Origin of the sequence: Williamsia sterculiae, assembly GCF_900156495.1 — a bacterium.
Taxonomy (GTDB): Bacteria; Actinomycetota; Actinomycetes; order Mycobacteriales; family Mycobacteriaceae; genus Williamsia_B; species Williamsia_B sterculiae.
Genome location: NZ_FTNT01000002.1, coordinates 40,959 through 66,292 on the forward strand (window position 1 = coordinate 40,959; position 25,334 = coordinate 66,292).

The following is a 25,334-nucleotide window of genomic DNA, read 5'->3' on the forward strand; positions in this document are numbered from 1 at the left end:
CGATCTCTCCTTCTGTGCCGCGCTCTCGTACGCGTCCACTATGCCGCCTGCCCCGGAACCAGGGGCAGACACACGACGACTAGGTTGACACACCATGAGCGACTCTCACGACGAGGTGGATCCGGCCGGCTTCGGGGTGCTGTGGCCGGTGGGCACTCGGTGGGATGACAACGACCACTACGGTCACGTCAACAACGTCACCTACTACGCCTTCTTCGACACGGCGGTGAACGCGTGGCTGATCGCCGTCACCGGGGTCGACATCCGCACCCTGCCTGCGATCGGGGTGGTCGCCGAGACGTCGTGCCGGTATCTGCGCGAGTTGTCGTTCCCTGACCAGCTGGCCGTCGGCATCGCCGTCGAGCGCCTGGGCAGCCGCAGCGTCACCTACCGCCTGGCCATCTTCCGGCGAGACGGCGATGCGCTGCAGCCGGCCGCGACGGGTCGTTTCGTGCACGTGTACGTCGACGCCGAGACCCGGCGGTCGGTCGCGATCCCCGAGCAGATCCGTTCCGCAGTGGCCGAACTCGAGGCTCAGCAGCAGCGGCCCTGAGGGTTGCGGTCCTGGTGGTCCCAGCGGGTACGCCAGTACTGCCGTTCCGACATCGGTGGCTCACCCGGGTGGGCGGCCGCCTGATGCGCGACGTAGTGGCCGTAGTCTCCGTCGCCCATCACGCTGCCCACGTACCACCGGACTGCTGCCCAGCCGCGTCGCAGAGCGCCTCCGGCGGTCGCGCGGGTCATCGGTGCACCGTGGTGTGGTCGCCAGCCGATGCCTGCCGATGGTCCAGCCATTGCTGCTCCACGGCCTTCTCCGTGCGGCTGGCGATCAGGCCACTCGGTGCGAAACGCCGTGAGGGCACCGACTCGGCCTCGCTCGTGGGGAGACCACCACTGCGAATCGAGCGGATACACATCCAGATACCGGCCAGCGCGACGATGAGCACCAGCACCGCGAACACGATCGACAGCGTCCCCTGGATGAAGGTGTTGCGGATGACGGCATCGATCTCGCCTGCCGACTTCGCGGTCTTGTAGGTGGTCAGCCCCCTGTCCTTGGCATCCGAGAACGCCGAATGCTGGGCCCAGTAACCGATCGCCGCGTCGGAGGAGAAGATCTTCTGCCACGAGGCGGTCATCGTGACCACCAGGTCCCAGGCCAGCGGTAGCCCGGGGATCCATGCCCACCGGAGGAGTCCGCGTTTCACCACGACCACCAGCACCACGGTCAGCGCGACCGCCGCGAGCAGTTGGTTGGCGATACCGAACAGCGGGAACAGCGTGTTGATGCCACCCAACGGATCGGTGACCCCCATCAGCAGGATGGAGCCCCAGCCGGCCACCACCAGGATTGTGCAGATCCACGCACCCAGTCGCCAGGAGGGATCCTTCAGTCGGCTGGCCCCGGGTAGGTTGCTCAGCCCGTCGGACAGCATGAACCGGGCGACCCGGGTACCGGCGTCGACGGTGGTGAGGATGAACAGCGCCTCGAACATGATCGCGAAGTGATACCAGAAAGATCGCAACGCTTCTCCGCCGAACCCCCGCTGCAAGGTCTCGGCCATGCCCATCGCGAGGGTGGGGGCGCCACCGGTCTTGGAGATGATCGTCTTCTCCTCGACGCCCTGTGCGGCCTGGGTGAAGTACTGGGCGTCGACGTTGCCGCCGCCGAGACCCAGCCCGTTGACGTACTTCGCCGCACCGTCGGGGGTGCCCTGGGTCAGCGCCTTGGGTGCGTTCATCCCGAAGTACAGATGCTGGTCGAGGATGCAGGCGGTGATCAGCGCCATGATCGCCACGAACGACTCGGTGAGCATGCCGCCGTAGCCGATGACGCGCGCCTGGCTCTCCTTCTCCAGGAGTTTCGGCGTGGTGCCCGATGCGATCAGCGCGTGGAAACCGGACAGGGCACCGCAGGCGATGGTGATGAACAGGAATGGGAACAACGCCCCGGCGAACGCCGGGCCCTTACCGTTCCACGCGAAATCGCTGACCGCCGGGGCCGCCATCACCGGTCGGACCACCAGGATGCCGATGGCCAACAGTGCGATGGTGCCGACCTTCATGAACGTGGACAGATAATCGCGCGGTGCTAGCAACAGCCACACCGGCAGCACGGCCGCGGCGACTCCGTAGACGATGATCGCCCAGCTGAGGAACACCGGCGACAGCGAGAACCAGTCCTTGCCCCAACTGCTTTCACCGACGTAGCGTCCGGCGACGATCGCCAACAGCAGCAGTACCACACCGATCAGCGACACCTCGCTGACCCGTCCCGGCCGGAGGTACCGCAGGTACACACCCATGAAGACCGCGATCGGGATGGTCAGCGCGATGGAGAAGACGCCCCACGGGCTGTCGGCGAGGGCGTTGACCACCACCAGGGCCAGGACCGCGATGAGGATGATCATGATGACGAACACCGCCAGGATGGCCGCTGTCCCACCGACATTGCCGAGTTCGTCGCGAGCCATCTGTCCGAGGCTACGACCGCGGCGACGGGTGGCTATGGTGAGCACCAGGTAGTCCTGCACGCAGCCGGCGAACAGTGCGCCGATGATGATCCAGATGGTCCCGGGCAGGTATCCCATCTGCGCTGCGAGTACCGGACCGACCAGCGGTCCGGCACCGGCGATGGCGGCGAAATGATGCCCGAACAGGACTCGACGATCCGTCGGCATGTAGTCCCTGGCGTTGTCGAATTCCTCGGCGGGAGTGGCGCGGTCGTCGCGCGGGCGCACCACCTTGGCCTCGATGAGTCGCGCGTAGAAGCGGTAACCGATCACGTAGGTGCACGCCGCGGCGATCACGAACCAGAACGCGTTCACTGACTCGCCGCGCAGGAACGCCACGATCGCCCAGGCCACGGCGCCGAGAATCGCGATCACGGCGAAGAGCACGCGTTTGCCGAGAGTCATCGGGGAGCGGTCGATGACCGCCACCGGAGGTAGGTCGGGATCTGTTGTCACCAACTCGACGGCCGGGTCGAGTGGACGGTCAGTCGTCGCGGTCATCGCGATCCTCCGATCATCGAGCGGTGTGGCGGAGGTCACGCTACTCGGTGGGGTCGTCGACCATCACCGGTCGGGTGGGTTTGCCCGACTCAGACGCTCAGTTCCACATGCTCGCAAAACGTTCGGCGTCGGCGTCGGCCTGGCGGACACCTGCGGTGGCCGCCGCTCCCCGGCGTGAGTGGTCGAGGTAATCGCGGCCGATGGCCCGGCGGGACGCGCGGTCCGGTGTGGCCATCGAGTCGGTGGTGGCACCGATGCGACGCAGCTGTCTGACGATGGTCTGGGAGAACGGTATCGGCGCGTCGATGGGGGCCAGGACCACGACCCGATCGTGGCCGCGGGCCAGGTCGGCATTGGCCGATGACCGCGCGCCGCCGTCGACGTACCGGTGTCCGTCGATCTCCACCGGCGTGTAGGCGCCCGGGATCGCGCAGCTCGCGGCGACCGCACGGTGCAGCGGTACGCCGTCGTCACGGGTGAACACCCGCAGCGCACCGCTCTGCGCGTCCACCGCGGCGACGTGCAGAGCGCCGTCGGGCCAGAAGTCGGGGACCCGTCGGGCACGCATGGCCGCGAACCTGGCCTGCGCGGTCGGTACGTCGGGGTGGACGGCGCGATCCAGCGCCCACCGGCCGAGGCGTCGGCCACGCAGCTCCTCGTCGCGCCCCGAGCGCAGCAGTTCCACCGCCAGACGCAGGGTGGTGAGCAGGGACATGTGCACGTCCATGGTGTCCAGCGGGGGTCGCTGCTGCATGTCGTACAGCTCTTCCACGCCGATGCCGCTGCGTAGCAGGGCTCCGGTGACCGATCCGGCGGAGGTTCCGACGATGAGATCGGCTTCGGTCAGGTCGACGCCGCGTTTGGCCAGCCCGCAGAGCATTCCCGCCTGCCACGCCGTCCCGGTGATGCCGCCGCCGCCGAGCACGAGCGCACGAGTCGTCATGGCGCAACCCTATGCGGCGTGACGGGTTGACGACGACGTGGTGCGCGGGTTCAACCGACGTTGACGGTTCAGCCGATACCGACCACGGGGTGCGGTTCATACAGCTCCTCCAGGTAGGTCACCTCGTCGTCGCTCAGCGTGATCTCCGTCGCGGTGACGGCGTCGCGCAGGTGCTCGTCCCTGGTGACCCCGACGATGGGGGCGGTGGTCCGGGAGCCGACCCATGCCAGTGCGATCACGGCGGGTGGGAGGTCGCGTCGTGCGGCGACCTCGAGCACGCGCGCCACCACGTGCTGGTCGGCGTCGCGGTAGAGCGACCTGCCGAACTCGTCGGTGTCGGCGCGGGCGGTGGCCTGATCCCACGGCCGGGTCAACCGACCGCGGGCCAACGGGCTCCACGGGATGACTCCGATGCCCTGGTCTGCGCACAGCGGCAGCATCTCTCGCTCCTCCTCACGGTAGAGGAGGTTGTAGTGGTCCTGCATGGAGACGAATCGCGTCCACCCACCTGTCTCGGCGACGTGCTGGGCCTTGGCGAACTGCCACGCGTACATCGATGACGCACCGAGATAACGCGCCTTTCCCGCCCGCACGACGTAGTGCAACGCCTCCATCGTCTCCTCGATCGGCGTGTCCGGATCCCACCGGTGGATCTGATAGAGGTCCACGTGGTCGGTGCCGAGGCGTCGCAGGCTGTTGTCGATCTCGGCGAGGATGGCCTTACGCGACAGACCCCCGCCGTAGGGCCCGGGACGCATCCGTTGGAACACCTTGGTGGCGATCACCACGTCGTCACGGTCGGCCATGTCGGCCAGGGCTCGGCCGACGATCTCCTCACTGCTGCCCAGCGAGTACATGTTCGCGGTGTCGAATGTGGTGACACCCGCGTCGAGTGCGGCGGCGATGATCCGGCGGCTCTCGTCCTCGGGGAGCGTCCACGCGTGGGTACCGCGCCCCGACTCACCGAAACTCATACATCCCAGGATGATCCGGGAGACCTTCAGACCGCTGGCACCGAGATTCACGTAGCGCATACGATCCACGCTAGTCCGCACCGACACTCGCGCCGTCGACGTAGGCTGCGGCCATGGACATCGACAAGGCCAGTGCGATCGTCACCGGTGGGGCGTCGGGTATCGGCGCGGCCGTGGCCCGGCGACTCGCCGCGCGGGGCGCCCGCGTGGTGGTCGCCGATCTGCAGGCCGACAAGGGGTGGGCGCTCGCCGAGGAGATCGGCGGCACGTTCGTGCCGGTGGACGTGACAGACACCGTGCAGATCGAGGCGGCGGTGACCGCCGCGCTGCAACTCGGGCCGCTGCGGGTGCTGGTCAACTCGGCGGGAATCGGATCCGCGCAGCGCACCATCGGCCGGGACGGTGAGTTCGCGTCGGCCCATGACATCGACCAGTTCACCAAGGTCATCAAGGTGAACCTGATCGGCAGCTTCGATGCCATCCGGTTGGCCGCGACCGCCATGACACGCGGTGAACCCACGGCCACCGGGGAGAAGGGTGCCATCGTGTCGATGGCCAGCGTCGCCGCCTTCGACGGGCAGATCGGTCAGGCGGCGTATTCGGCCTCCAAGGGCGGGATCGTCGGGATGACCCTGCCGGTGGCCCGTGACCTCGCGGCCGCGGGGATACGCGTCAACACCGTCGCTCCCGGCCTCATCGACACCCCCATCTACGGCGAGGGTGAGGCGTCGGAGGCATTCAAGGCGAAACTCGGCGAGAACGTGCTGTACCCGCGTCGCCTCGGCGATCCGGACGAACTCGCGTCGATGGTGATCGAGTTGCTCACCAACTCGTATGTGAACGCGGAGGTCGTGCGGGTCGACGGCGGCATCCGCATGCCTCCGAAGTGATCGGGTTCGACGTCGGAGGGTGCCGGACACCGAACGTCGCGGGGAAGTAACGGATCGGGCCGACGCAGCGAATCACTGCTTGACGACCGCGCACGCGCGCCTGCTCGTCGCATTGGACCGCCTGCCGGGGGCGCCGTGGGTTCGACGACGAACTCGCCGCGAACGGCTTCGCTGAAGGACACGCTCATGGCAGGACACACCGCCGACTCCGCACGTACCGAACCCAAGAACTGGGATGGCCTGTCGGCCTGGCTGGTCGAGGGGTTCTCGACCCTCCCGACCGCCGCGATCCTCGATCTGTTCGTCGATCTGGCCCCGTCGGGACAATCACCTGCCGCTCAGGTACAGATCTTCGAGAACGGTGCACTCCTGCTGCGTCAATCGTCGGCCTGCCTGACCCACCTGCTGTTCGCGTCCTATGCCGCCGACCACGTCACCCACGACGTCTGGCAACACGACACCCGATTCCCCGACTGCACGGACGGTTACCTGATCAGCACCGATGCTCAGCTCGTGGCCGACGCGTGTGTCGCCTGGTTCCGTGACCGGCACGGGGTCGACGTCGCCGACGAGGTGCAGTTCGACTACCGGTTGCCCGACGATCTGCCCTTCATGGCCCCGACGAACTGAGCGAGTACGCCTCGCCGGTTCGCTCTGGTCCCGCGCTCCTCATAGGGTGCGGGAGCGGGCCGGTGATGCGTCGGACCGTCGTCAGTCGAGTGTTCGGAGGTCAGATGTCGTCGCCGGATGTGTCGAAGGTGGAGATCGCGGGGGCCGGCGCCGCATCGGCACCGGGGGAGAACGACAGCCTGATCACGGTGGCGTTGGCCTTCACGTCCAATCTCGTCATCGCGATCGCGAAGACGGTGGTCGCGGTCATCACCGGGTCGGCGTCGATGCTCGCCGAATCCGCCCACTCCTGGGCTGACACCGGCAACGAGATCTTCCTGGTGGTCGCCGACCGTCGCGGTCGCGCCGGTCGCGACGCCGAACACCCCCGTGGCTACGGCGCGGAGGCATACATCTGGTCGATGATCGCGGCGTTCGGCCTGTTCACCGTGGGCGCCGTCGTGTCGATCATGCACGGCATCAGCGAACTGCGATCCCCTGAACCGGGTGGCGACTTCCTGCTGAGTTATCTCGTGCTGGTCCTGTCGTTCGTGTTCGAGGGCATTTCGTTCCTGCGGTCGTACCAGCAGTCGCGCCGTGCCGGGAAACGACGCGACCTCGGCACCATCGATCAGGTGTTGACCGGTTCGGACCCGACCGTGCGCGCGGTGTTCGCCGAAGACGCCGCGGCCCTTCTCGGTCTGATCATCGCCTTCGTCGGCATCCTGCTCCACCAACTCACCGGATCGCCGATGTGGGACGCGATCGGGTCCATCGTGGTGGGACTGTTGTTGGCCGTGGTGGCCATCCTGTTGATCGACCGCAACCGGCGATTCCTGGTGGGAGAGTCGGTCGATCCGGTCACCCGCGGTCGGGTGCTCGCCCTCCTCGTCGGCAACCCTGACGTCGACAGGGTGACCTACCTGCACGTCGAGTGGGTCGGGCCGATGCAGATCTTCCTGGTCGCCGCCGTCGACGTCCGCGGTAACCAGGACGAGGAACACGTCGCGGTCCTGCTGCGCCGCGTGGAGGCCGAGATCGAGAAGAACCCACGGATCGTCGAGGCCGTGCTGACGCTGTCGGCACCGGGCGATCCCGAACTGACCGGCTGAGCGCGGCTCAGCGGCGATGCCGCGCCTGCGAGGCGTGTACAACGGGGTACTGGTAGTGGTGCCAGTCGAAGGCGCGACGCGGGCATCCGATCGGGCCGGGTGACCAACGGTCGGCGGCGCGCCAGGTCGCGCGCAGCCACGCGCCGCACCGTGAATCCGACACCCTGGAGGGCGATGTCGACGTCGTCACGGATGCGTGCGGTGAGGTCGGACGCGAGATGTCAACCGCGGGTGGAGCTCTGGTAGGCGATCTCGTTGATCCAGGCCAATCCAGGCGATCGGTGAGGGTGCGGTGATTGCTCGCGCGACCGTCGCTCAGGCGACCGCGTCGTCGAGAGCCCGCACGTCCGCCTCGGACAGTTCGATGTCGGCGGCGGCCAGGTTGTCCTCGAGGTGCGCCACGCTGGACGTACCGGGGATCGGGAGCATCGCCGGTGAGCGGGCGAGCAGCCAGGCCAGCGCCAACTGCGACGGGCTGGCGTTCTTGTCCGCGGCGAGTGCACCGAGTTTGCTCCCCGCCCCGGCGAGTTCGCCGGTGGCCAGCGGGAACCACGGGATGAAGCCGATGTTCTCGGCAGTGGCGTAGTCGAGTAGGTCCTCTGCGGATCGATCGGCCAGGTTGTAGAGGTTCTGCACGCTCGCGATGTCGACGATGTCGCGGGCCGCCTTCACCTCGTCGACCGACACCTCGGACAACCCGATCAGATTGATCTTGCCTTCATCCTGCAGCTTCTTGAGCTCACCGACCTGATCGTCGAGCGGCACCTGCGGGTCGATGCGGTGCAATTGGAACAGCGGGATCTGCTCGACGCCCAGGTGGCGCAGACTCATCTCGGCCTGCTGACGGAGATACTCCGGTCGTCCGACGGGTCGCCAGTCGCCGGGCCCGGCACGGGTCAGTCCCGCCTTGGTGGCGATGACCAGACCATCGGGATACGGGTGCAGTGCCTCCCGGATGAGCGGTTCGGCGACGACCGGGCCATAGGAATCCGCGGTGTCGATGAAGTTCACCCCGAGTTCGACGGCGCGACGGAGAACCCGGACCGCCTCGTCGTGGTCGCGAGGTGGGCCCCACACACCGTCACCGGTCAACTGCATCGTTCCGTAGCCGAGGCGCTGGACGGTCAGGGCGTTGCCGAGGGTGAACTCACCGGATTTCTGGGTGGTGGACGTCATGCACCCGACGGTACGCGTGGTGCATGCGGCCCCCACCGGACCGAGGTCAGCCGGTGGTCGGGATCAGACGCTCGAGCACCGGCCCCCATTGCTCAACCCAGCTGTCTCGGGAACCGTCATCGATGTATGTGGAATCGAGTTGGTACAGGCCCTGTGCGGGGCAGGTCGCACCGAGTTCCACCAGCACCGGCTTGAGCAGCAGTTCCGGTGCCAACGCATGCGCGGGACCGGCACCCAGCATCAGAGGTAGGCCCACCACCCCGGCCAGCCCGGTGCGGTTGCCGAACTGGTCGAGGAAGAGCTTGAGCAAGCCGGTGTAGGTCGCTTTGAACGTCGGGGAGGCGGTGATGATGACGTCGGCCTGCTGGGCCCTGGCCACCGCCTCGGCAGCGGCCGGATCGCCCCAACCCAGCAGTGCCGGACCGAGTTCGGCGAGTTCGATGGTCTGGTGGTCGTAACCGAGGGCAGTGGCGAGCCGCTCGCCGGCGTCGCGGGTCCGCGAGGCCGGCTTCGGATTACCCACCACTATCAGCGCAGTCACAGAGCTCATCGCAGCAGTCCACCAGGTCGCGGCAGATGCGTCGAGGGTTCGGCCCAGCAGCGTCGGAAACCCTTCGACGAGTGCTCTGCGGCCCCGGGTGCGCAGCGGTGTAGTCGCCCGGATCGGCACGTCGACGGGCGTCAGACCGTTCTGCCGAGCAGCAGGTCGGCGAAATCTCCCACCGTGTCGACGATGTCGGTGGCGCCCGCGGCGCGCAAGCGGTCGGCGTCGTGCGCGCCGGTGAGAGTGCCCGCCACGATCGCGGCACCGGCCCGCCGCCCGGTGAGGATGTCGTTGGCGGTGTCACCGAGGACCGCGACGTGCCGCACGTCGTCCACGTCGAGGCGCATCAGGGCGGTGAGGACCAGGTCGGGGTGGGGACGACCGCGCACGCCCGGTGATGGTGCGAGAACCAGATCGGTGAGGTGTTGCCAGCCGAGGAAGTCGACCAACCGCTGTTGGGTGTCGGTGCTGAAACCGGTGGTGAGAGCAACCTTGACTCCGGCCGAGCGCAGCTTCTCGATGGCGATCTCCGCGCCGTCGACGGGTACGGCGCGTCCGGTGTCGATGAGGTCGTCATAGGTTCGCTCGAAGGCGGCGTTGGCCGCTTGTGCGCGGTCCTCGTCATCGTCGAGCAGGGCGCGGAATACCACGATCTTGGACTGTCCCATGGTGTCGATGACGTACTGGACGGCCCGATCGTGGTCGGGTCCCTGGGCGGGGATGTCGGCGGCTGCGCAGGCCGCGTCGAAGGCGGCGAAGACCAGTCCGTCGTCGGCGACGGTGGTGCCCGCCATGTCGAGAACAGCCAGGGCGATCGGTGTATCGGTCATCGGATCTCCAATTCGCTGGGACAGGATCGGCTGTGCGCGAAGCTCGTTCATGCGTCGAGCAGGGCCAGGGTCTGTTCGGCGATGGCCGGGCCCAACGTCATCCCCCGACCACCGGGGCCGGTGACCACCGTGACAGTCGGGTCGGGGCTGCCGCGGTAGACGATGGCGTCGGGGTCGAGGCACTGGGAGTAGACACCGGCCCACCGCCGGACGATGGGTGGGAGGTCGCGTCCGAGCAGCGTGCTCACCACCTCCCGTAGGTGGTCATAGGGCGCCTCGTCCACGTCGAAGGTGAACGGTTCGTCGTATTCGTGGGTGTCACCGATGGTCAGTCCGCCGTGCAGGCGTTGCACGCACAGCAACTGCATACGGTGCAGTTCGGCCGTCTCGGTCTGCGGTTGCCGATTTCTCAGTTGTTCCAGGGCAGCACCGGCGAAACCCGGGTAGTAGCGGAAACTGTCGCCGTCGGCGATCGCGGTGGTCAGCGGTTCGCCCAGCGGTGCTGTCTGCATCATCTGCAGACGCACCCGCCGAACGGGCATGTGGCCGAGCAGTTCCCGGGCAAGACCCGAGTGCGTGGCACCCGGACACACGATCACGTGGTCGGCGTCGTGGTGGCCACCACGGGTGTCCGTCACCCGAACCCCGGTGGCGGTCGGCGTCACCGCGCGCACGTCGGTGTCGTTGTGGAATGCGTATCGCCCGCTGCGCTCGAGATGGTCGCGGATGGCAGGCAGGGCCACCCGTGATTCCACGACCGCGTCCCGGTCGCAGTGGAGGCCGCCGAGGTAGGTGCCACGAAGGGCCGGATTGTGCAGTCGTACCTGCTCGGCGTCGAGGAGTCGGAATCCGCGCAGTGCGGCGTCCGGTCGTGCCAACACGGCCTCGGCGACGGCGACCTCGTCCGGTGTCCGCAACAGGGTGATCGATCCCGCCGCCCGGAACCCGACCCCCGGGACCGCGGCACCTATCTGTTGCCAGAGCTCGCGTGATCGCAAGCTGAGGTCGAGCTCGAGGGATGAACGTCCCGACACCCATACGAGCCCGAAATTGCGCACCGTCGCACCGCGGGCCTCGATCTCCCGTTCCAGTTGGGTCACGCGGTGTCCACGCGCGATCGCGGTCCATGCGTGGGTGGTGCCGAGGATCCCGCCGCCGATCACCGTGACGTCCATGCCGACCATTGTGCCTCATTGGTCTAGACCAAAGTGCACCGGCTTGTTGCCGGCCGTTGAACGATTGGTATAGACCAACTCCGCTAGCCTGGCGGTATGGGCTCGATCGCGGAAGTGCGTCGTGTGCTGACCTCGTTGCGCGGGGTGTGGGACGAGGTGGCGGTGGACGAGTACGACCACGCGCTGCAGTGTGGGCACCTGGCCCGCCTCGACGGCGCCGATGACGAATTGCTGCTCGCCTGTGTCCTGCATGATGTGGCGCACAGCCCGGTCATCGCGGGCCCGCACGCCCGGGCACACGAGGAGCTGGCCAGGGAATGGCTGACCCCGCGGTTCGGCGAGCGGGTGGGTTGGTTGGCCGGATCGCATGTCGCTGCCAAGCAGTACCTCGTCGCCGCCGACGCCGACTACGCCCGGTCGCTCACCGCAACCTCGATGGTGTCGCTGGGTCGGCAGGGAGGGGCGGGCGTGGATCCGCGCGTCGTCGATCATCGGTGGTTTCCGGATGCATTGCGGCTGAGGCGTTTCGACGACGCAGCCAAGACCCCTGGTGCACCCACGATGGACATCGAGGAGGTACTGGCCGTGGCGGCAGCCGTCCGGGTGCGGGTGTGAGCGCCCCCACCCCGCCACCCAAGTACTACCGGGTGCGCACCGCGGTGGACGAGCTCATCGCGATGTCGGAGGTGGGCGACGCGGTCCCACCTGAGCGCGAACTGGCCGAGCGCTTCACCGTCTCCCGGGAGACGGTGCGCCAGGCGTTGCACGAGCTGCTGGTGGAGGGCCGGATCGAGCGCCGCGGGCGGGGCACGGTGGTCGCCGCACCGAAACTTGTCCAGCCACTCTCGTTGCGCTCGTACACCGAGGGTGCGCAGAGTCACGGTCGTGAACCCGGCCGTCTCTTGGTGACCTGGGAGAACATCGAGGGCACGGCCGATCTACGGGCCGACCTCGAGGTCCCCGACGGGGCGGAGGTGATACACCTCGAGCGGGTTCTGCTCGCCGACGGCGCCCGTCTGGGCCTGGAGAGCACGTATCTGTCCGCGTCGCGATTCGAGGTCCTCACGAGGACCTTCGATCCGTCCACGTCGCTGTACGCCGCGATCCGCGCCCAGGGAGTGGTGTTCGGACACGCGCGGGAGCGCGTCGAGACCGTCCTCGCCTCCCCGCGTGAGGCGGGTCTGCTGGAGTCGACCACTGCCATGCCGATGCTGCTGTTGCATAGGCACACCTTCGACGACGACGGCCGACCGGTCGAGAGGGTGCGCTCCCTGTACCGCGGTGACCGGGTCGCCTTCGAGGCACTGCTGCGCGAATAGCGAAGCGGACTTTGCGTCGTTCTGTGGCCTCGGTTAATCTCAGGCGAACTTCACGATAATGAACCGCAGACGCCGAGGTTGTCGTTGACGCTTGATCCGTTACAGGTCGGGATGATGGTTCACGAGGTCACCCGCAATGCGTTCCAGCTGGAGATCGGGTTCAGCGACGACATAGCCGTGATCGCCGAGGCCGGTCTGCGACTGGTCACCTCCGACGGTGATGTGCATCATTACGCCGGCGACGTGACGGAACTGGAATCGCTGGAATCGCTGGTCGGCACGTTGCTCAGCTCGGTGCAGCTGTCACCGCGCGGGTTGCTGACCCTGAACTTCGACAGCGGCGACAGTGTCGCGGTGTCCCCGCATCCGGACGCCGAGGGCTGGAACATCTGCGACGCCGAAGGAGTCCGGGTGGTCTGCCTCCCCGGCGGGGCACCGGTTCAGGTCAACACACCGGAGTACGAGTCGTGACGGGCGATTCCACGACCACCGTCGAGGTGATCGAGGGTGATATCACCGCCCTCGACGTCGACGTGATCGTCAACGCAGCCAACTCGTCGTTGCTCGGTGGTGGCGGGGTCGACGGTGCCATCCATCGGACCGGTGGTCCGGCAATTCTCGACGCCTGCCGGTTGTTGCGGGCGACGACCCTGCCCGGCGGGCTGGAGGTCGGCGCCGCGGTGGCCACCACCGCGGGTGGGCTGCCCGCGCGCTGGGTCGTCCACACCGTCGGGCCGCGGTATTCGCGTTCGGAGGATCGGTCGGCCGCGCTGCGGTGGTGCTACACCCGTTCGCTGACGTTGGCGGCGTCACTGGGGGCGGAGTCGGTGGCGTTCCCGTTGATCTCCGGCGGCGCCTACGGTTGGCCCGTCGACGACGCGGTCGCACAGCAGGTGCGGGCGGTACGGGCGGCGGAACCGGGTGTGCCCCGCGTCGTGCTGGTCGCCTTCTCTGGTCAGATCGCCGATCTGACCCGCCGCCTGCTGCGCTGACCGGAGCCCTGGAGAACCCGACGTTTCTCGTTGGGTGACCATTCACCCGCCGTACACGGCCTGGTTCGCCTGTCGTCAGCGGCGCGCAGTGGTCTTCCATGCATGCCCGTGAATCCCGCCGGTGAAACCGTCGACACCGGAATCCCCGCCAGCGCAGCCGCCGACATGACCATGGCCGAGCGTTTCGACTGGCATCAGAGCTTCATGCGCAGGCATCCGGTCAGTCGCCGGAACTTCCTCGCCGGGAGCGCGGCGACCGCGGCGACGCTCGGCGTGGGCAACGCGGCCTTCGCCGGACGGGCGTATGCCAAGGATGCCCCGTTGGCGGCCGCGGGCAGGCATGTGTCCTTCGGTGCCGACGCGGCGACGCAGTTGCGCTTCTCCGCGCAGCTCTCGCGCAATCCCGGTGCTGACAAGGTGTTTCTCGACCACGGACCGACCCCGGCCCTGGGGGCCACGGACGTGGCCGAGGTGCGCAATCTGATCAGCCACGTCCCGGTGGCCGATGGCACGGCCCTGCTCAATGCCGAACAGTTCTACGCCCACGTGTCGGTGAACCGGTTGCTGCCGCGTATCCCACACTTCTACCGATGGCGCACCTCCGATGGTTTCACCAGCGACATACGTTCCGCTGCTACCGCATTACCGCCGGGTCGGTTGGGTCGATTCACCTTCACGATGATGGGCGACCAGGGTGTCGACGAGACCCCGAGCAAGCCGGCGGGTCTCGTCCCCGGTGACTACGACGACCTCTACTACAAGGCCGACAACGACCCGTCGGTGAAACATGCCGCCAACATCGTCAACCAGATCGCCTCGCGCTCACCGGTCTTCCATGTGCTCGCCGGTGACATCGCCTACGCCGACCCGTCGGGATCGGGTAAGCCGCTGACGTTCGTGCAGAAAGGCGACGCTCCCAACGGGTTCGACAAGTACAACCCGTTCGTCTGGGACGGGTACTTCGCGGCCATCGAGAAGAGCGCATCCCGGGCGCCGTGGCTCTTCGCCACCGGCAACCACGACATGGAGGCGCTGTACAGCCCACACGGTTACGGCGGTCACGCCGCACGACTCGAGCAACCGCACAACGGTCCCAAGGGGTGCCCGTCGGTGTACTCCTTCACCTACGGCAACGTCGCGGTGCTGTCGCTGGACGCCAACGACGTCTCCTACGAGATCACCGCCAACACCGGATACAGCGGTGGGGCGCAGAACTCCTGGACCGAAGGAACCCTGGCGCGCTACCGCGCGGATCCGCACATCGATTTCATCGTCTGCTTCTTCCACCACTGCGCGTACTCGACCACCGAGTCTCACGCCAGTGACGGCGGCGTGCGCGACGCCTGGACCACACTGTTCGACAAGTATCAGGTGGACGTGGTGTTGCAGGGTCACAACCACGTCTTCGAGCGCACCGATCCGATCCGCGCGGGTCGCCCCACGCGGGCGGCACTGGATGGATCGACGGTGCGTCCGGCAACCGACGGCACCGTGTACTACACCGTCGGTGGCGGCGGCAGGCCGCGCTACACGTTCCAGGACGGTGAGAAGGACTCGTACCGCGGCAACGTGGTCGGCGACAACGGCGTTCCCAACAGCTACGTGTGGACACCGGACGGTGAGAAGAAGACCGAGTCGGTCGAGTGGTCGCGTGTACGCTTCCGCAACTACTCCTTCATCGCGCTGGAGGTGGTCCCCGGTATCCCCGGGATCATCGACTCCGAGATGCACGTGTCGGCCGTCGACGAGTACGGAAGGGAATTCGACCGGGTGACCTACAAGCGCCCGGTCCCACTCGGATCGAGCTGAGCCGCCGCTGCCGTATGTTGCGTGTATGACCGAACTGCTTCCGTTGAACCCCGATGAACTGCTGTCGACCACCCGCGCGGTCCGCAAACGACTCGACCTGGAACGCCCCGTCGACCTGTCGGTGGTGCGTGAGGCGCTGGACATCGCCATGCAGGCTCCCACGGGCAGCAACTCTCAGGGTTGGCACTGGATCGTGTTGACCGATCCCGACAAGCGCCGAGCGGTGGCCGAGCTCTACAAGAAGTCGTTCGACACCTACGCCGCGGCGCGTCCCGAGACATCCGACGAGACGATGATCAGGGTGAGTGCGAGCTCGCGTCACCTCGCAGACCACATGGCCGAGGTACCGGTGCTGGTCCTCGGCGCCATCCACGCGGGCAAGAGCCTGCCGGAGGGCAACCAGGCTCCGCTGTGGGGCTCTCTGCTCCCCGCGGCGTGGAGCCTGCAGTTGGCGCTGCGCGCCCGCGGCCTGGGCAGCACCTGGACCACCCTGCACCTGACCTACGAGCAGGAGACCGCCGACCTGCTGGGCATACCGTCGAATGTGCGGCAGGGTGTTCTGCTACCCGTCGCCTACACCAAGGGGACCGACTTCCAGCCCGGCCCGCGTCGCGACAACGACGCCACGATCCACATCAACGGCTGGTGAGCAGGGTGCCGCGCGGCGCGGGGATCACGCGCGAATGAGTGCCCGAGCCGCCCGCTAGGCTGGCGATGATGCGCACATCGATATCCGAACTCACCGGCCCCGGGCGCAACGCGTGGACGTCGCTACGTCAGCGGACGATGGCGCTGCCACCACTGCAGGCGGTCGGAGCGTCGCGGGAGACCATCGCCGACCACGTGCGGGACTCACCGCACCTGCACGACGGTGTCTTCGCCAATGTGGAACCGACGACGGAGCTGACCGAATCACAGAGCAGAGCGGCGATGGAGATGTTCCGCCGCGGCAAGGTCGGCACCCCCGGTGCGCCGGTCGCGGTGACCACGCCGGAGTTCGTCGACGTACCCGCCCAACTCGCCGCCACCTGGTTGGGACACGCGACCGTACTGGTCGAGATCGATGGTGTCCGGGTGCTGACCGACCCGGTGTTCAGCAGGCGATGTTCGCCGTCCCAGTTGGTCGGACCCGCGCGCATGCACCGCGCTCCGTGCAGGGTCGCCGATCTGCCTCGGATCGACGTGGTGTTGCTCAGTCACGACCATTACGACCACCTCGACGTCGAGAGCGTTGTCGCCCTGTCCGCGCAGTCGCCGGATGCCGTGTTCGTCGCACCCATAGGGGTGGGCGCACACCTGCAGGGTTGGGGCGTCGCCCCCACCCGGATACGCGAGGCGGATTGGGGCGAATCCGTCGATGCTGCCGGTTTGACGTTCAACTGTTGTTACGCCCGGCATTTCAGTGGTCGTGGTCTGGTCCGCAACCTGACCCTGTGGGCCAGTTGGGCGGTGCAGGGCCGCTCGGCGAACTTCTTCTTCAGTGGTGACAGCGGCCCCAGCGACCGTTTCGCCGAGGTGGGGGAGCTGTTCGGCCCGTTCGGGTTGACCCTGATCGCGATCGGCGCCTACGACCGGCTCTGGCCGGACATCCATCTCGATCCCGAACAGGCGGTGTCCACACACCAGATGGTGTCCCGCGGCGAGGTCACCGACACCGTCATGCTGCCCATCCACTGGGCCACGTTCAACCTCGCGCTGCATCCGTGGGCCGACCCGGTGCAGCGGTTGCTCACGGCAGCCGACGAACGACTGGTCCCGGTGGTGACCCCGCCGCCGGGCGCTCGATTCGACGTCGTCGCAGGTACCGGCCCGGGTATCGCCGAACAGACGTGGTGGGAGGCGTCGGTCTGAGAGCAGGTGACTCCCGGTGCGCGCAACACCGATGTGTACCAATCGGTCTGGGCGCAGACCCACCCGCCCACCATGCGACGGGTACCCTTGGACCATGGATTTCACACAACTGACCGAGAAGGCCAAGGTCATCGTCGGCAAGAACAAACAGTACATAGACAAGGGCGCCGACGCGATCGACAAGGCGACCAAGGGGAAGTACAAGTCGCAGGTCGACAAGGGTCGGGAGGCAGCCAAGAGCGCCGCCGACAAGTTCGCCGACGACACCAACCCCCCGAAAGACGGCGGCACCACGCCGCCCACCTCCTGATACCCAACCCCTCGCACTTGCTGCGCGGAGTCCGCAGGTCGATCACCCTGGTAGGCGCGTCGACGCTGGGTGTGGTGCTGGTCGGCTGCGGCGGAGTTGCGCCCGAACCACCACACACCTCCTCGACCAGCGCAGCTGCCGTCTCCACGCCGTCGACACCCGCCCCCACGACCGCGGAACGCGGCACCATCCGATCCCGCACCGCGTTCGAGGCTGCACCGGACACCCAGCTGAGTCGACACCGGGTGACGCGGATCGTGTATCGGTCCACGATCGGCTACGTCGACCGGGGTGCCGACGTCTCCGGAATCGTCGCGGTACCCGACGGTGACCCGCCGACGGGTGGATGGCCGATCGTCGCCCTCGGTCACGGCACCACCGGCACCGACCGCAGTTGTGGTCCCTCCGACAGTCCCGACCTGCTCGGTCAGTCCGGTGAGGTGGAGGCGCTGTTGCGAGCCGGCTTCGTGGTCGCGGCCACCGACTATCAGGGTCTCGGTCACGAATCGCGGCTTCCCCATCCGTACCTGGAGCCCGCCAGCGCGGCGTACAACATGATCGACGCTGTACGCGCGGCCCGCCTCGTGGTCCCCGACACCTCCACCCGGTGGGTGGCTCTGGGTGCCTCGCAGGGCGGTCAAGCAGCCTGGGCTGCAGCGGAATTCGCGCCATCGTACGGACAAGGACTCGACCTGCGGGGGGCCGTCGCGCTGGCGCCCGCAGCCGATCTGTCACCGATCACCGACGGCAGGGCGCAACCCGACTACACGTACGTGCAACGAGCGCTGGTACCCGACGTGGTGGCCGGGCTACGGGTGCTGCAGCCCGATCTGCCGGTGTCGCAGTACATGCGCGGTGCACTGGCCACTGGTGCGCCTGTTCTGACCTCGTGCACCCCGGCCGCGCGAGCGGAGAAGTTCTCGGCGCTCTCGGCGGTCCAACCCACCGACTCGGAGGTGCCCGATCCGGCCGCCCGCCTGGAGCTGACCCGACTGCTGAGCAGGGTCGCCCTTCCTCAGCGGGCCGCTCGATCACCGATCTTGGTGGTGAACGGATCCGACGATCTCGTCGTGCGGGCACCCTGGACCGATCGCGCGGTGGCGCGGGCTCGTGCGCTCGGCGAGACCATCGAGCACCGGGTCATCCCCGGCCGTGGGCACACCAATCTCGGTGCGACCGACGATGCCATCCGGTGGCTGACCGATCGGGTGGGGTGATGAACCGGGCGTTCTGTCCGGCCGACATCGGTGTCCCCCTAGACTGACGTCCATGGCCAAAGTCAGTGACACCGTCGAGATCGAGCTCGGCCCCGACGACGCGTTCACCTGCGTTTCCGATCTCAGTCGATACGAGGACTGGTTGACGATTCATGACGGCTGGCGCAGCCCCCTGCCCGCCGAGGACGAGATCGGCAAGGGCACCAGCGTCGACTCGGTGATCAAGGTCAAGGGGACCCGGGTGCGGTTCGCCTGGACGGTGACCACCTTCGACCCGCCGCGTCGGGTGGAGCTCAAAGGTTCGGGCAAAGGCGGTGTGAAGGCCGAGTTGACGTTGTCGGTCGCACCGAAAGACGCGGGGTCCACCGTGACGTTCGAGATCAACCTCGGCGGGTTGGCACTGATGGGACCCGCGGGTAAGGCCGCGGCGAAGGCGCTGCAGAAAGATCTGCGGGAATCGCTCCAGAAGTTCCACAGCGTCTTCAGCTGATCCCTTGCGGGCCGTCGACCGACCGATCCGGCGCGGTCGGGTGCTGATGACGACGGTTACACTTCGCCGCCATGGGACGCCATCACGCGGGTGCCGAGACCCCGAACACCCCCGGGAACGACGCGGACGACTTCGGTTTCAGCGATCGTGGCGTCAAGCGTCGGGCGTCGAGTCTGTGGGCGACGATGACGGTGATGCTCGTCGTGGTCGTGGTGGCTGTCGGGTTGATCGCGTGGAAGGTGTTCGGGTCCGACGGTTCGGACTGCGGCTCGCGGCGTCCGATCGAGGTCGCCGCCGAGCCGGCGATGGCCGCGGCGCTCAAACAGGTCGCCACCGACGCCTCGACGGTGGGTTGCCACGACTTCACCGTCACCGCGGCACCGGCATCGGTGATTCCGGGGTTGCTGAGCCGAGGTGATGGCGGCCCGGATCTGTGGATCGCCGACACCCGTGCCCGAGCGGAGCAATCGACCCGACAGGTGCGAATACCCACCGACATCGTGAACGTGTCGGTGGCGAGCACGCCCGCACTGGTCGCGGGTGCGCGTGTCGGCGGTCTCGACAACTGGGTGGACGTGATGAAGACGCCGAACCTGCGGATGGGGAGTCCGCTGGCCACCAGCACCGGTGACGCACCCGTCATCGGGGCATTGGCTGCGGTACAGGACGGCCGGATGAAGCAGTCCGAACTGACCGACGCGATGACCGTGCTGGCCATCCAGCAGGGCAACATCCGCACGTCCGACGACTCGGAATCGGCCCGCCTCGGTGTTGCGGACTCGACCGGCGATCCGGTGGTCACCGATGAGCAGAGCTTTCTGCAGTACCAGCGGTCGCATCCCCGGACCGTACTGAAGGCTGTCGTCCCCCGGCAGGGGACCGTCTTCCTCGAACACCCGCTGGTGAACGTGTCTCCGGCCGCGCGGCACCGGGACACCGCAACGGCTGCGCGGGAGTTGCTCGGACGAATCGAGTCGGGAGAAGGCCAGAAGGCCCTACGGGAAGCAGGATTTCGTCCCTCCGATCGGTCGCCGATCGACGGGCGGGGAGTGGGGGCGGTGCCGCAGATCACGGTGCGGGATCCATCGCAGGTGGACAAGACTTTGCGACAGTGGTCGGTGCTGGGGGTGCCGATTCGCACCTTGGTCACCGCCGACGTCTCGGGATCGATGAACGATACGGTGGCAGGCGGGGAGTCGCGTGCCGACCTGCTCTCGCGCGCGATGCTGCAGGGCAACTCGTTGTTTCCCGACAACACCGAGGCAGGGGTGTGGTTTTTCTCCACCGATCGTGGTCCCGGTGGACGACCGTGGGAGCAGAAAGCGGCGATCGAGCGGGAGAACGCGACCGTGTCGGGCGGCAGGAAGCAGCGCGACGTCCTCAACGATCTCGCGCGTGGGTATCCCGGCGCCATCGGCGGTGGCACCGGCCTCTACGACACCGTGCTCGCAGCGTTCACCAAGGTGCAGGACGGGTACGACCCGAACTACTCGAACAGTGTGATCGTGCTCACCGATGGTCGAAACGACGACGCGCCCAACAGTATCGGGCTGTCGACGTTGCTGTCCCGGCTCGCCGAGCGCAACGATCCCGCCCGGCCGGTCATGATCATCACCATCGGGATCTCCGCAGACGCCGATGCCGACGCGCTACGGCAGATCGCCGACGCGACCCCTGGTGGGAGCAGCTACGTCGCGAGAACCCCCGAGGACATCTCATCGGTGTTCGTCAAGGCCATCCAGGGTCGGGTGACGGCCGCGGGTCGGTGACCGCGGCCGCCCGGTCGTCACCGACCGACGAGGGCGCGGGCGAAGAAGGTGAGATTCGCCGGGCGCTCGGCCAGTCTGCGCACGAAGTAGCCGTACCACTCGGCGCCGAACGGAAGGTAGACGCGGACGGCACCACCCGCCTCGGCCAGCCGTCGTTGCTCGTCGGTCCGGATCCCGTAGAGCATCTGGTGTTCCCAGCTGTCGGGCAGCCGACGGGTCTCGGTCGCCAGCACGCGGGCCGACTCGATCATCACCGGATCATGGGACGCGATCATCGGATAGCCACTGCCGCACATCAAGATTCGCAGACACCGCTGGTAGGCCTCGTCCACCGCGGCCCGATCGGTGAACGCGACGGCCGGTGACTCGGCGTAGGCGCCCTTGCACAGTCGGATGCGCGATCCCGGACCGGAGAACTCGGTGCAGTCGTCCTCGGTCCGACGCAGGTAAGCCTGCAGCACCGTGCCCAGTGTGGGGAAGTCCGTGCGGACGGTCCGGACGATGTCCAGGCGTTCGGCGGTGCTCGCGTGGTCCTCGGCGTCGACGGTGACCAGCACCCCGTGTCGTTGTGCGTCGTCGCAGATCGCCATCGCGTTCTCGGTGGCGATCTTGGTGCCGTGCCGGGGCAGGGCCTGACCGAGGGCCGACAGCTTCAGTGACACCTCGAGGCTGTTGGGTGCGGCGCCGAGGGTGCCCAGTGCACCGATCAGGTGGTGGTACGCCTCGGTGGTCGCGGTGGCCTGACGTTCGTCGGTGGTGTCCTCGCCCAGGTGATCGATGGAGACCATCAACCCCTGGCCGAGCAGCTTCTCGGTTGCGGCCAGGACATCGGCCTCGGTTTCACCGGGGACGAACCGTTCCACGACGTTTCGGGTCATCGAGGTCCGCGACGACGCCACCTTGAGACGATCGCTGCGGCCGGCGGCGAGGATGCCCGGTCGCAGGGCGGTGTCGAAGAATCCCATGTCACTCGGCCTCCATGTGCGGGTACGACGACGACGTCGGCGGGTCGAACGTCTCCTTGACGGTGCGGGGGGAGGTCCAGCGCAGCAGGTTCACCGGGGAGCCTGCCTTGTCGTTGGTCCCCGAGGCACGGGCTCCGCCGAACGGTTGCTGACCGACCACCGCGCCGGTCGGTTTGTCGTTGATGTAGAAGTTGCCCGCCGCATTGCGGAGCGCGGTGTTGGCCCGACGGACGGCGGCGATGTCGTCGGCGATGATCGACCCGGTCAGCGCATAGGTGGCGGTCGAGTCCACGAGCGCCAGCATCTCCTCGAAGTCGTCGTCAGGATAGATGTAGACCGAGAGGATCGGACCGAAGTACTCGGTGGAGAACGCCTCGTCGTGAGGATCGTCGGAGAGCAACACCGTCGGACGGACGAAGAACCCGTCCCGGTCGTCGTACTCGCCGCCGGCCGCGACCGTCAGCGACGACACGGACTTGCCGCGTTCGATGGCGGCGGCATTCTTGTCGAAGGAGCGACGATCGATCACCGCGCCGCCGAAGTTGGAGAGGTCCCGTACGTCGCCGTACGTCAGCTCCGATGCCTCGGTGAGGAAGTCGTCACCCATCTTCTCCCACACCGAACGCGGGATGTACGCGCGCGATGCCGCCGAACACTTCTGGCCCTGATACTCGAAGGCCCCCCTGATCAGTGCCGTGCGCAGGACGTCGGGATCGGCGGACGAGTGGGCGATCACGAAGTCCTTGCCACCGGTCTCGCCGACGAGTCGCGGGTAGGTGCGGTACCGGTCGATGTTGTCGCCGACCTGTCGCCAGAGGCGATGGAACGTCGCGGTCGAGCCGGTGAAGTGGATGCCGGCCAGATGCGGGTCGGCGAGAGCGACGTCGGACACCGCGATGCCGTCTCCGGTCACCAGGTTGATCACACCGTCCGGCAATCCCGCGGCTTCCAACAGTTGCATGGTCTGGAAGGCGGCGTAGGTCTGGGTGGGTGACGGTTTCCAGATCACGGTGTTACCCATGAGCATCGGCGCGGTGGGTAGATTGCCCGCGATGGCACTGAAGTTGAACGGGGTGATGGCGTAGACGAACCCCTCCAGCGGCCGGTGATCGAGGCGGTTCCACACACCCGGGCTGGAGACCGGTTGTTCGGCGAGGATGTCGCGGGCGAAGCCGACGTTGAACCGCCAGAAGTCGATCAGTTCACAGGGGGCGTCGATCTCGGCCTGCTGCACCGTCTTCGACTGTCCGAGCATGGTGGCGGCGGCGATCCGTTCGCGCCACGGACCCGACAACAGGTCGGCTGCCCGCAACAAGACGGCGGCTCGTTCGTCGAACGAGGTGTCGGCCCACGCGGACGCGGCGGCCAGCGACGCATCCACCGCGGCGCGGGCGTCGTCGTGCGTGGCGTTGCCGAGAGTACCGAGGACCTCCCGATGTGCGTGCGGTTGGATCACGTCGGTCCGGTCGCCACCACCCATGCGATGTGCGCCGCCGATGACGTTGGGTAGGTCGATGGGGTCGCGACGCGCCTGATCGTCGAGTTGCCCGCGGATCCGCTCGCGTTCCGCACTGCCCGGTGCATAGGTGTGTACGGGCTCGTTGCGGGCTGTCGGGGGAGTCGTGATCGCATCCATGTCCTCTACCTCAGCGCAGGCCGACGGTGCGGAACATGTTCGATCAGACGAGGTATCGGACTAGTATTTGTCCGCATGGACAACATGGGTGGAGGTGTCCCACTCGGGCGCCTGCTGCTGGCCCTCGACCGCATGGTGGTGTCGCTGGTCGATGCCCCACGCGGACTCGACGTGACGGTGTCGTCGGTGGCGCTCCTCGACCCCGACGACCTGCACCTCGGTCTCGGGACCGCGGCTCGCAGCGCCGAGATGTTCATGCTCGTCGGCGCCACCGACGCCGAGGTCGTGGGGTGGTTGGGCTCGCTGGGGGGTCAGGTGCCGGTTGCGGTGATGGTGAAGACGCCGTCGTCAGAGGTGGTCGCGCAGGCGGCGGCGGTCGGCTCCGCCGTGGTGGCGGTGGATCACGGTGCTCGCTGGGAGCGGCTCTACAACCTGGTGGGGCGGGTCATCGGTCAGAGCGGGCCGGTGGCGGGCGAGGGCGACGTGGCGGAGTCGATGTCGACCGGGACGTCGGGTGACATGTTCGCCCTGGCGCAGGCGGTCGCGGCCCGGACCGGCGGGCTGGTCAGCATCGAGGACGCCCGTTCGCATGTGCTCGCCTACAGCGCCGCGGGTGACGAGGCCGACGAGTTGCGCAGGTTGTCGATCCTCGGCCGCGAGGGACCTCCGGCCATGCTCGCCTGGTTGCGGCAGTGGGGGGTCATGGACGCGCTGCGCAACGGTGTGGACGTGGTGTCGGTGGAGGCTCGTGACGATCTGGGTCTGCGTGCGCGATTGGCGGTCGGTATCCGTCGTCCGGGGGCAGGGGCCCGGGGCCGCGACGAATACCTGGGCACCATCTGGCTACAACGAGCGACATCCGACTTCAGTGCCGACGCGGGCGAGGTGATCGCCGGTGCCGCGTCGGTCGCGGCGCGGATCATCGGTCGGGCGGCTTCGGTCCCGTCGGCCCACACCGACCAGGTGCGTCGATTGCTCGGCCTGCGCGGTTCGGTGGTCGACGTGAGTTATCTCGCGGAGGCGCTGAATCTCTCGCGACAGGGGCCGGTGACGGTGGTGGGTTTCGCGGCAGGCGATCCTGCGCACGGCGCCACACCGGCCCTGGCCGGTTACCTCCCGGCGCTCACCCTGCACGCCAGCGCGTTCCGGCCCGAGTCGGTGACCACGACGGTGGGCGGTCGTGCGTATGTGGTGTTACCGCGTACGGAAGCCGAACCGGCTGTGCGATGGGCTCGATCGGCCGTCGACGCTGCCGCCCGCCAGTTCGGTGCCCGCGTGCGTGCGGTGATCGGTGATTCGGCGATCGGACTGGCAGCGGTCCCGGACGTGCGGGTCGCGGTGGACCGGGTGCTCGATGCTGCCCAGCACACCGCCGACCTGACCGACGACGTGGTCACCGTGGAGATGTCGCGCACCAGTGTCCTCCTCGGCGAGATCGTGGCTCACCTCGGGGCGAATCCCGACCTGCAGGACCCACGGGTACAGGCGTTACGTGATCACGATGCCGAACGCGGAACCGAGCTGATCGCCTCGGTGCGTGCGTATCTCGACGCCTTCGGGGATGTCCGCTCGGCAGCGCAGTCGCTACACGTACACCCGAACACGTTGCGGTACCGGATCCGACGAGCGCAGGTGACCAGCGGTATCGACCTCACCGACCCGGCCACCCGCCTGGTGGTCGCGCTGGCGTTGCGGGTGTAGGCGGGATA

At 67.6% G+C, this 25,334-nt stretch carries 26 protein-coding genes; 16 read left to right on the forward strand and 10 right to left on the reverse strand.

The features are described from left to right. The first annotated feature begins 94 nt into the window (after positions 1–94). Positions 95–553: an acyl-CoA thioesterase gene (locus tag BW971_RS02995; RefSeq protein ID WP_076476524.1), complete on the forward strand. Its 459-nt coding sequence runs from the start codon at positions 95–97 to the stop codon at positions 551–553. On the opposite strand, the gene BW971_RS03000 is transcribed toward BW971_RS02995, so the two are convergent. The 4 genes from BW971_RS03000 to BW971_RS03015 form a co-directional block, all read right to left on the reverse strand. Then, positions 535–744, reverse strand: coding sequence for a YbdD/YjiX family protein (locus BW971_RS03000; RefSeq protein ID WP_076476526.1), 210 nt, complete (start codon positions 742–744; stop codon positions 535–537). The genes BW971_RS02995 and BW971_RS03000 overlap by 19 nt on opposite strands. Beyond that, positions 741–3,014 (reverse strand): carbon starvation CstA family protein, encoded by a 2,274-nt coding sequence (locus BW971_RS03005; protein ID WP_076477274.1) that lies wholly within the window; start codon positions 3,012–3,014, stop codon positions 741–743. The genes BW971_RS03000 and BW971_RS03005 overlap by 4 nt, the downstream gene beginning before the upstream one ends. A gap of 97 nt (positions 3,015–3,111) precedes the next feature. Then, entirely contained in the window at positions 3,112–3,957 is an 846-nt protein-coding gene (locus BW971_RS03010) for a patatin-like phospholipase family protein (protein WP_076476527.1), read from the reverse strand. A gap of 68 nt (positions 3,958–4,025) precedes the next feature. Continuing rightward, a complete protein-coding gene (locus BW971_RS03015) occupies positions 4,026–4,991 on the reverse strand; it encodes an aldo/keto reductase (protein WP_076476529.1) in 966 nt (321 codons plus the stop codon). Positions 4,992–5,044: 53 nt separating this feature from the next. Here BW971_RS03015 and BW971_RS03020 point away from each other — a divergent pair, with 53 nt between their 5' ends. The 3 genes from BW971_RS03020 (at position 5,045) to BW971_RS03030 (ending at position 7,542) form a co-directional block, all read left to right on the forward strand. Continuing rightward, on the forward strand, positions 5,045–5,821 hold the full coding sequence (locus BW971_RS03020) for an SDR family oxidoreductase (RefSeq protein ID WP_076476530.1): 777 nt from the start codon (positions 5,045–5,047) through the stop codon (positions 5,819–5,821). Positions 5,822–6,007: 186 nt separating this feature from the next. After that, positions 6,008–6,451, forward strand: a complete 444-nt coding sequence (locus tag BW971_RS03025) for a hypothetical protein (protein ID WP_076477276.1) — start codon at positions 6,008–6,010, stop codon at positions 6,449–6,451. Between the two features lie 104 nt (positions 6,452–6,555). Further along, the gene (locus tag BW971_RS03030; protein WP_083709290.1) at positions 6,556–7,542 is read left to right on the forward strand and encodes a cation diffusion facilitator family transporter; all 987 of its coding nucleotides are present in this window, start codon (positions 6,556–6,558) and stop codon (positions 7,540–7,542) included. A 315-nt stretch (positions 7,543–7,857) separates the two neighbouring features. Here the strand turns inward: BW971_RS03030 and BW971_RS03035 are convergent, their stop codons facing one another. From BW971_RS03035 to BW971_RS03050, 4 genes are all read right to left on the reverse strand, one after another. Continuing rightward, entirely contained in the window at positions 7,858–8,718 is an 861-nt protein-coding gene (locus tag BW971_RS03035) for an aldo/keto reductase (protein WP_076476532.1), read from the reverse strand. Positions 8,719–8,764: 46 nt separating this feature from the next. Continuing rightward, positions 8,765–9,259 carry an NADPH-dependent FMN reductase gene (locus tag BW971_RS03040; protein WP_200799356.1) on the reverse strand — a complete coding sequence of 165 codons (495 nt, stop codon included), beginning with the start codon at positions 9,257–9,259 and terminating at the stop codon, positions 8,765–8,767. 140 nt (positions 9,260–9,399) lie between these two features. Next, positions 9,400–10,092: a phosphonatase-like hydrolase gene (locus tag BW971_RS03045; protein WP_076477280.1), complete on the reverse strand. Its 693-nt coding sequence runs from the start codon at positions 10,090–10,092 to the stop codon at positions 9,400–9,402. Between the two features lie 47 nt (positions 10,093–10,139). Beyond that, positions 10,140–11,267, reverse strand: a complete 1,128-nt coding sequence (locus BW971_RS03050) for a TIGR03364 family FAD-dependent oxidoreductase (protein WP_076476534.1) — start codon at positions 11,265–11,267, stop codon at positions 10,140–10,142. A gap of 96 nt (positions 11,268–11,363) precedes the next feature. On the opposite strand from BW971_RS03050, the gene BW971_RS03055 reads away from it, so the two are divergent. The 11 genes from BW971_RS03055 (at position 11,364) to BW971_RS03105 (ending at position 21,024) form a co-directional block, all read left to right on the forward strand. Then, positions 11,364–11,882 carry an HD family phosphohydrolase gene (locus BW971_RS03055; protein WP_076476536.1) on the forward strand — a complete coding sequence of 173 codons (519 nt, stop codon included), beginning with the start codon at positions 11,364–11,366 and terminating at the stop codon, positions 11,880–11,882. Between the two features lie 62 nt (positions 11,883–11,944). Then, a complete protein-coding gene (locus tag BW971_RS03060) occupies positions 11,945–12,586 on the forward strand; it encodes a GntR family transcriptional regulator (RefSeq protein ID WP_143690209.1) in 642 nt (213 codons plus the stop codon). 84 nt (positions 12,587–12,670) lie between these two features. Continuing rightward, on the forward strand, positions 12,671–13,057 hold the full coding sequence (locus BW971_RS03065; RefSeq protein ID WP_143690181.1) for a DUF6188 family protein: 387 nt from the start codon (positions 12,671–12,673) through the stop codon (positions 13,055–13,057). Next, positions 13,054–13,578 (forward strand): O-acetyl-ADP-ribose deacetylase, encoded by a 525-nt coding sequence (locus BW971_RS03070; RefSeq protein WP_076476540.1) that lies wholly within the window; start codon positions 13,054–13,056, stop codon positions 13,576–13,578. Before BW971_RS03065 ends, BW971_RS03070 begins: the two co-directional genes overlap by 4 nt. Positions 13,579–13,680: 102 nt before the next feature. Further along, complete coding sequence (locus BW971_RS03075) at positions 13,681–15,387, forward strand: metallophosphoesterase (protein WP_076476542.1); 1,707 nt, start codon at positions 13,681–13,683, stop codon at positions 15,385–15,387. Between the two features lie 25 nt (positions 15,388–15,412). Further along, positions 15,413–16,036 (forward strand): nitroreductase family protein, encoded by a 624-nt coding sequence (locus tag BW971_RS03080; protein ID WP_076476543.1) that lies wholly within the window; start codon positions 15,413–15,415, stop codon positions 16,034–16,036. A gap of 68 nt (positions 16,037–16,104) precedes the next feature. Then, positions 16,105–17,238 carry an MBL fold metallo-hydrolase gene (locus tag BW971_RS03085; protein WP_234974210.1) on the forward strand — a complete coding sequence of 378 codons (1,134 nt, stop codon included), beginning with the start codon at positions 16,105–16,107 and terminating at the stop codon, positions 17,236–17,238. A 94-nt stretch (positions 17,239–17,332) separates the two neighbouring features. Next, complete coding sequence (locus tag BW971_RS21040) at positions 17,333–17,548, forward strand: antitoxin (protein WP_076476546.1); 216 nt, start codon at positions 17,333–17,335, stop codon at positions 17,546–17,548. 17 nt (positions 17,549–17,565) lie between these two features. Further along, positions 17,566–18,765 (forward strand): alpha/beta hydrolase family protein, encoded by a 1,200-nt coding sequence (locus tag BW971_RS03095; RefSeq protein ID WP_143690182.1) that lies wholly within the window; start codon positions 17,566–17,568, stop codon positions 18,763–18,765. Between the two features lie 52 nt (positions 18,766–18,817). Next, a complete protein-coding gene (locus BW971_RS03100; protein ID WP_076476548.1) occupies positions 18,818–19,255 on the forward strand; it encodes a type II toxin-antitoxin system Rv0910 family toxin in 438 nt (145 codons plus the stop codon). A 71-nt stretch (positions 19,256–19,326) separates the two neighbouring features. Continuing rightward, positions 19,327–21,024 (forward strand): substrate-binding domain-containing protein, encoded by a 1,698-nt coding sequence (locus tag BW971_RS03105; protein WP_234974211.1) that lies wholly within the window; start codon positions 19,327–19,329, stop codon positions 21,022–21,024. A gap of 17 nt (positions 21,025–21,041) precedes the next feature. Here BW971_RS03105 and BW971_RS03110 read toward each other — a convergent pair whose 3' ends face one another. After that, entirely contained in the window at positions 21,042–21,989 is a 948-nt protein-coding gene (locus BW971_RS03110; protein ID WP_076476549.1) for a proline dehydrogenase family protein, read from the reverse strand. 1 nt (position 21,990) lies between these two features. Then, positions 21,991–23,625: an L-glutamate gamma-semialdehyde dehydrogenase gene (gene pruA / locus BW971_RS03115; RefSeq protein WP_076476551.1), complete on the reverse strand. Its 1,635-nt coding sequence runs from the start codon at positions 23,623–23,625 to the stop codon at positions 21,991–21,993. Between the two features lie 75 nt (positions 23,626–23,700). Between pruA and BW971_RS03120 the strand changes: the two genes are divergently transcribed. Beyond that, complete coding sequence (locus BW971_RS03120; RefSeq protein ID WP_076476553.1) at positions 23,701–25,326, forward strand: PucR family transcriptional regulator; 1,626 nt, start codon at positions 23,701–23,703, stop codon at positions 25,324–25,326. Positions 25,327–25,334: the final 8 nt, after the last annotated feature.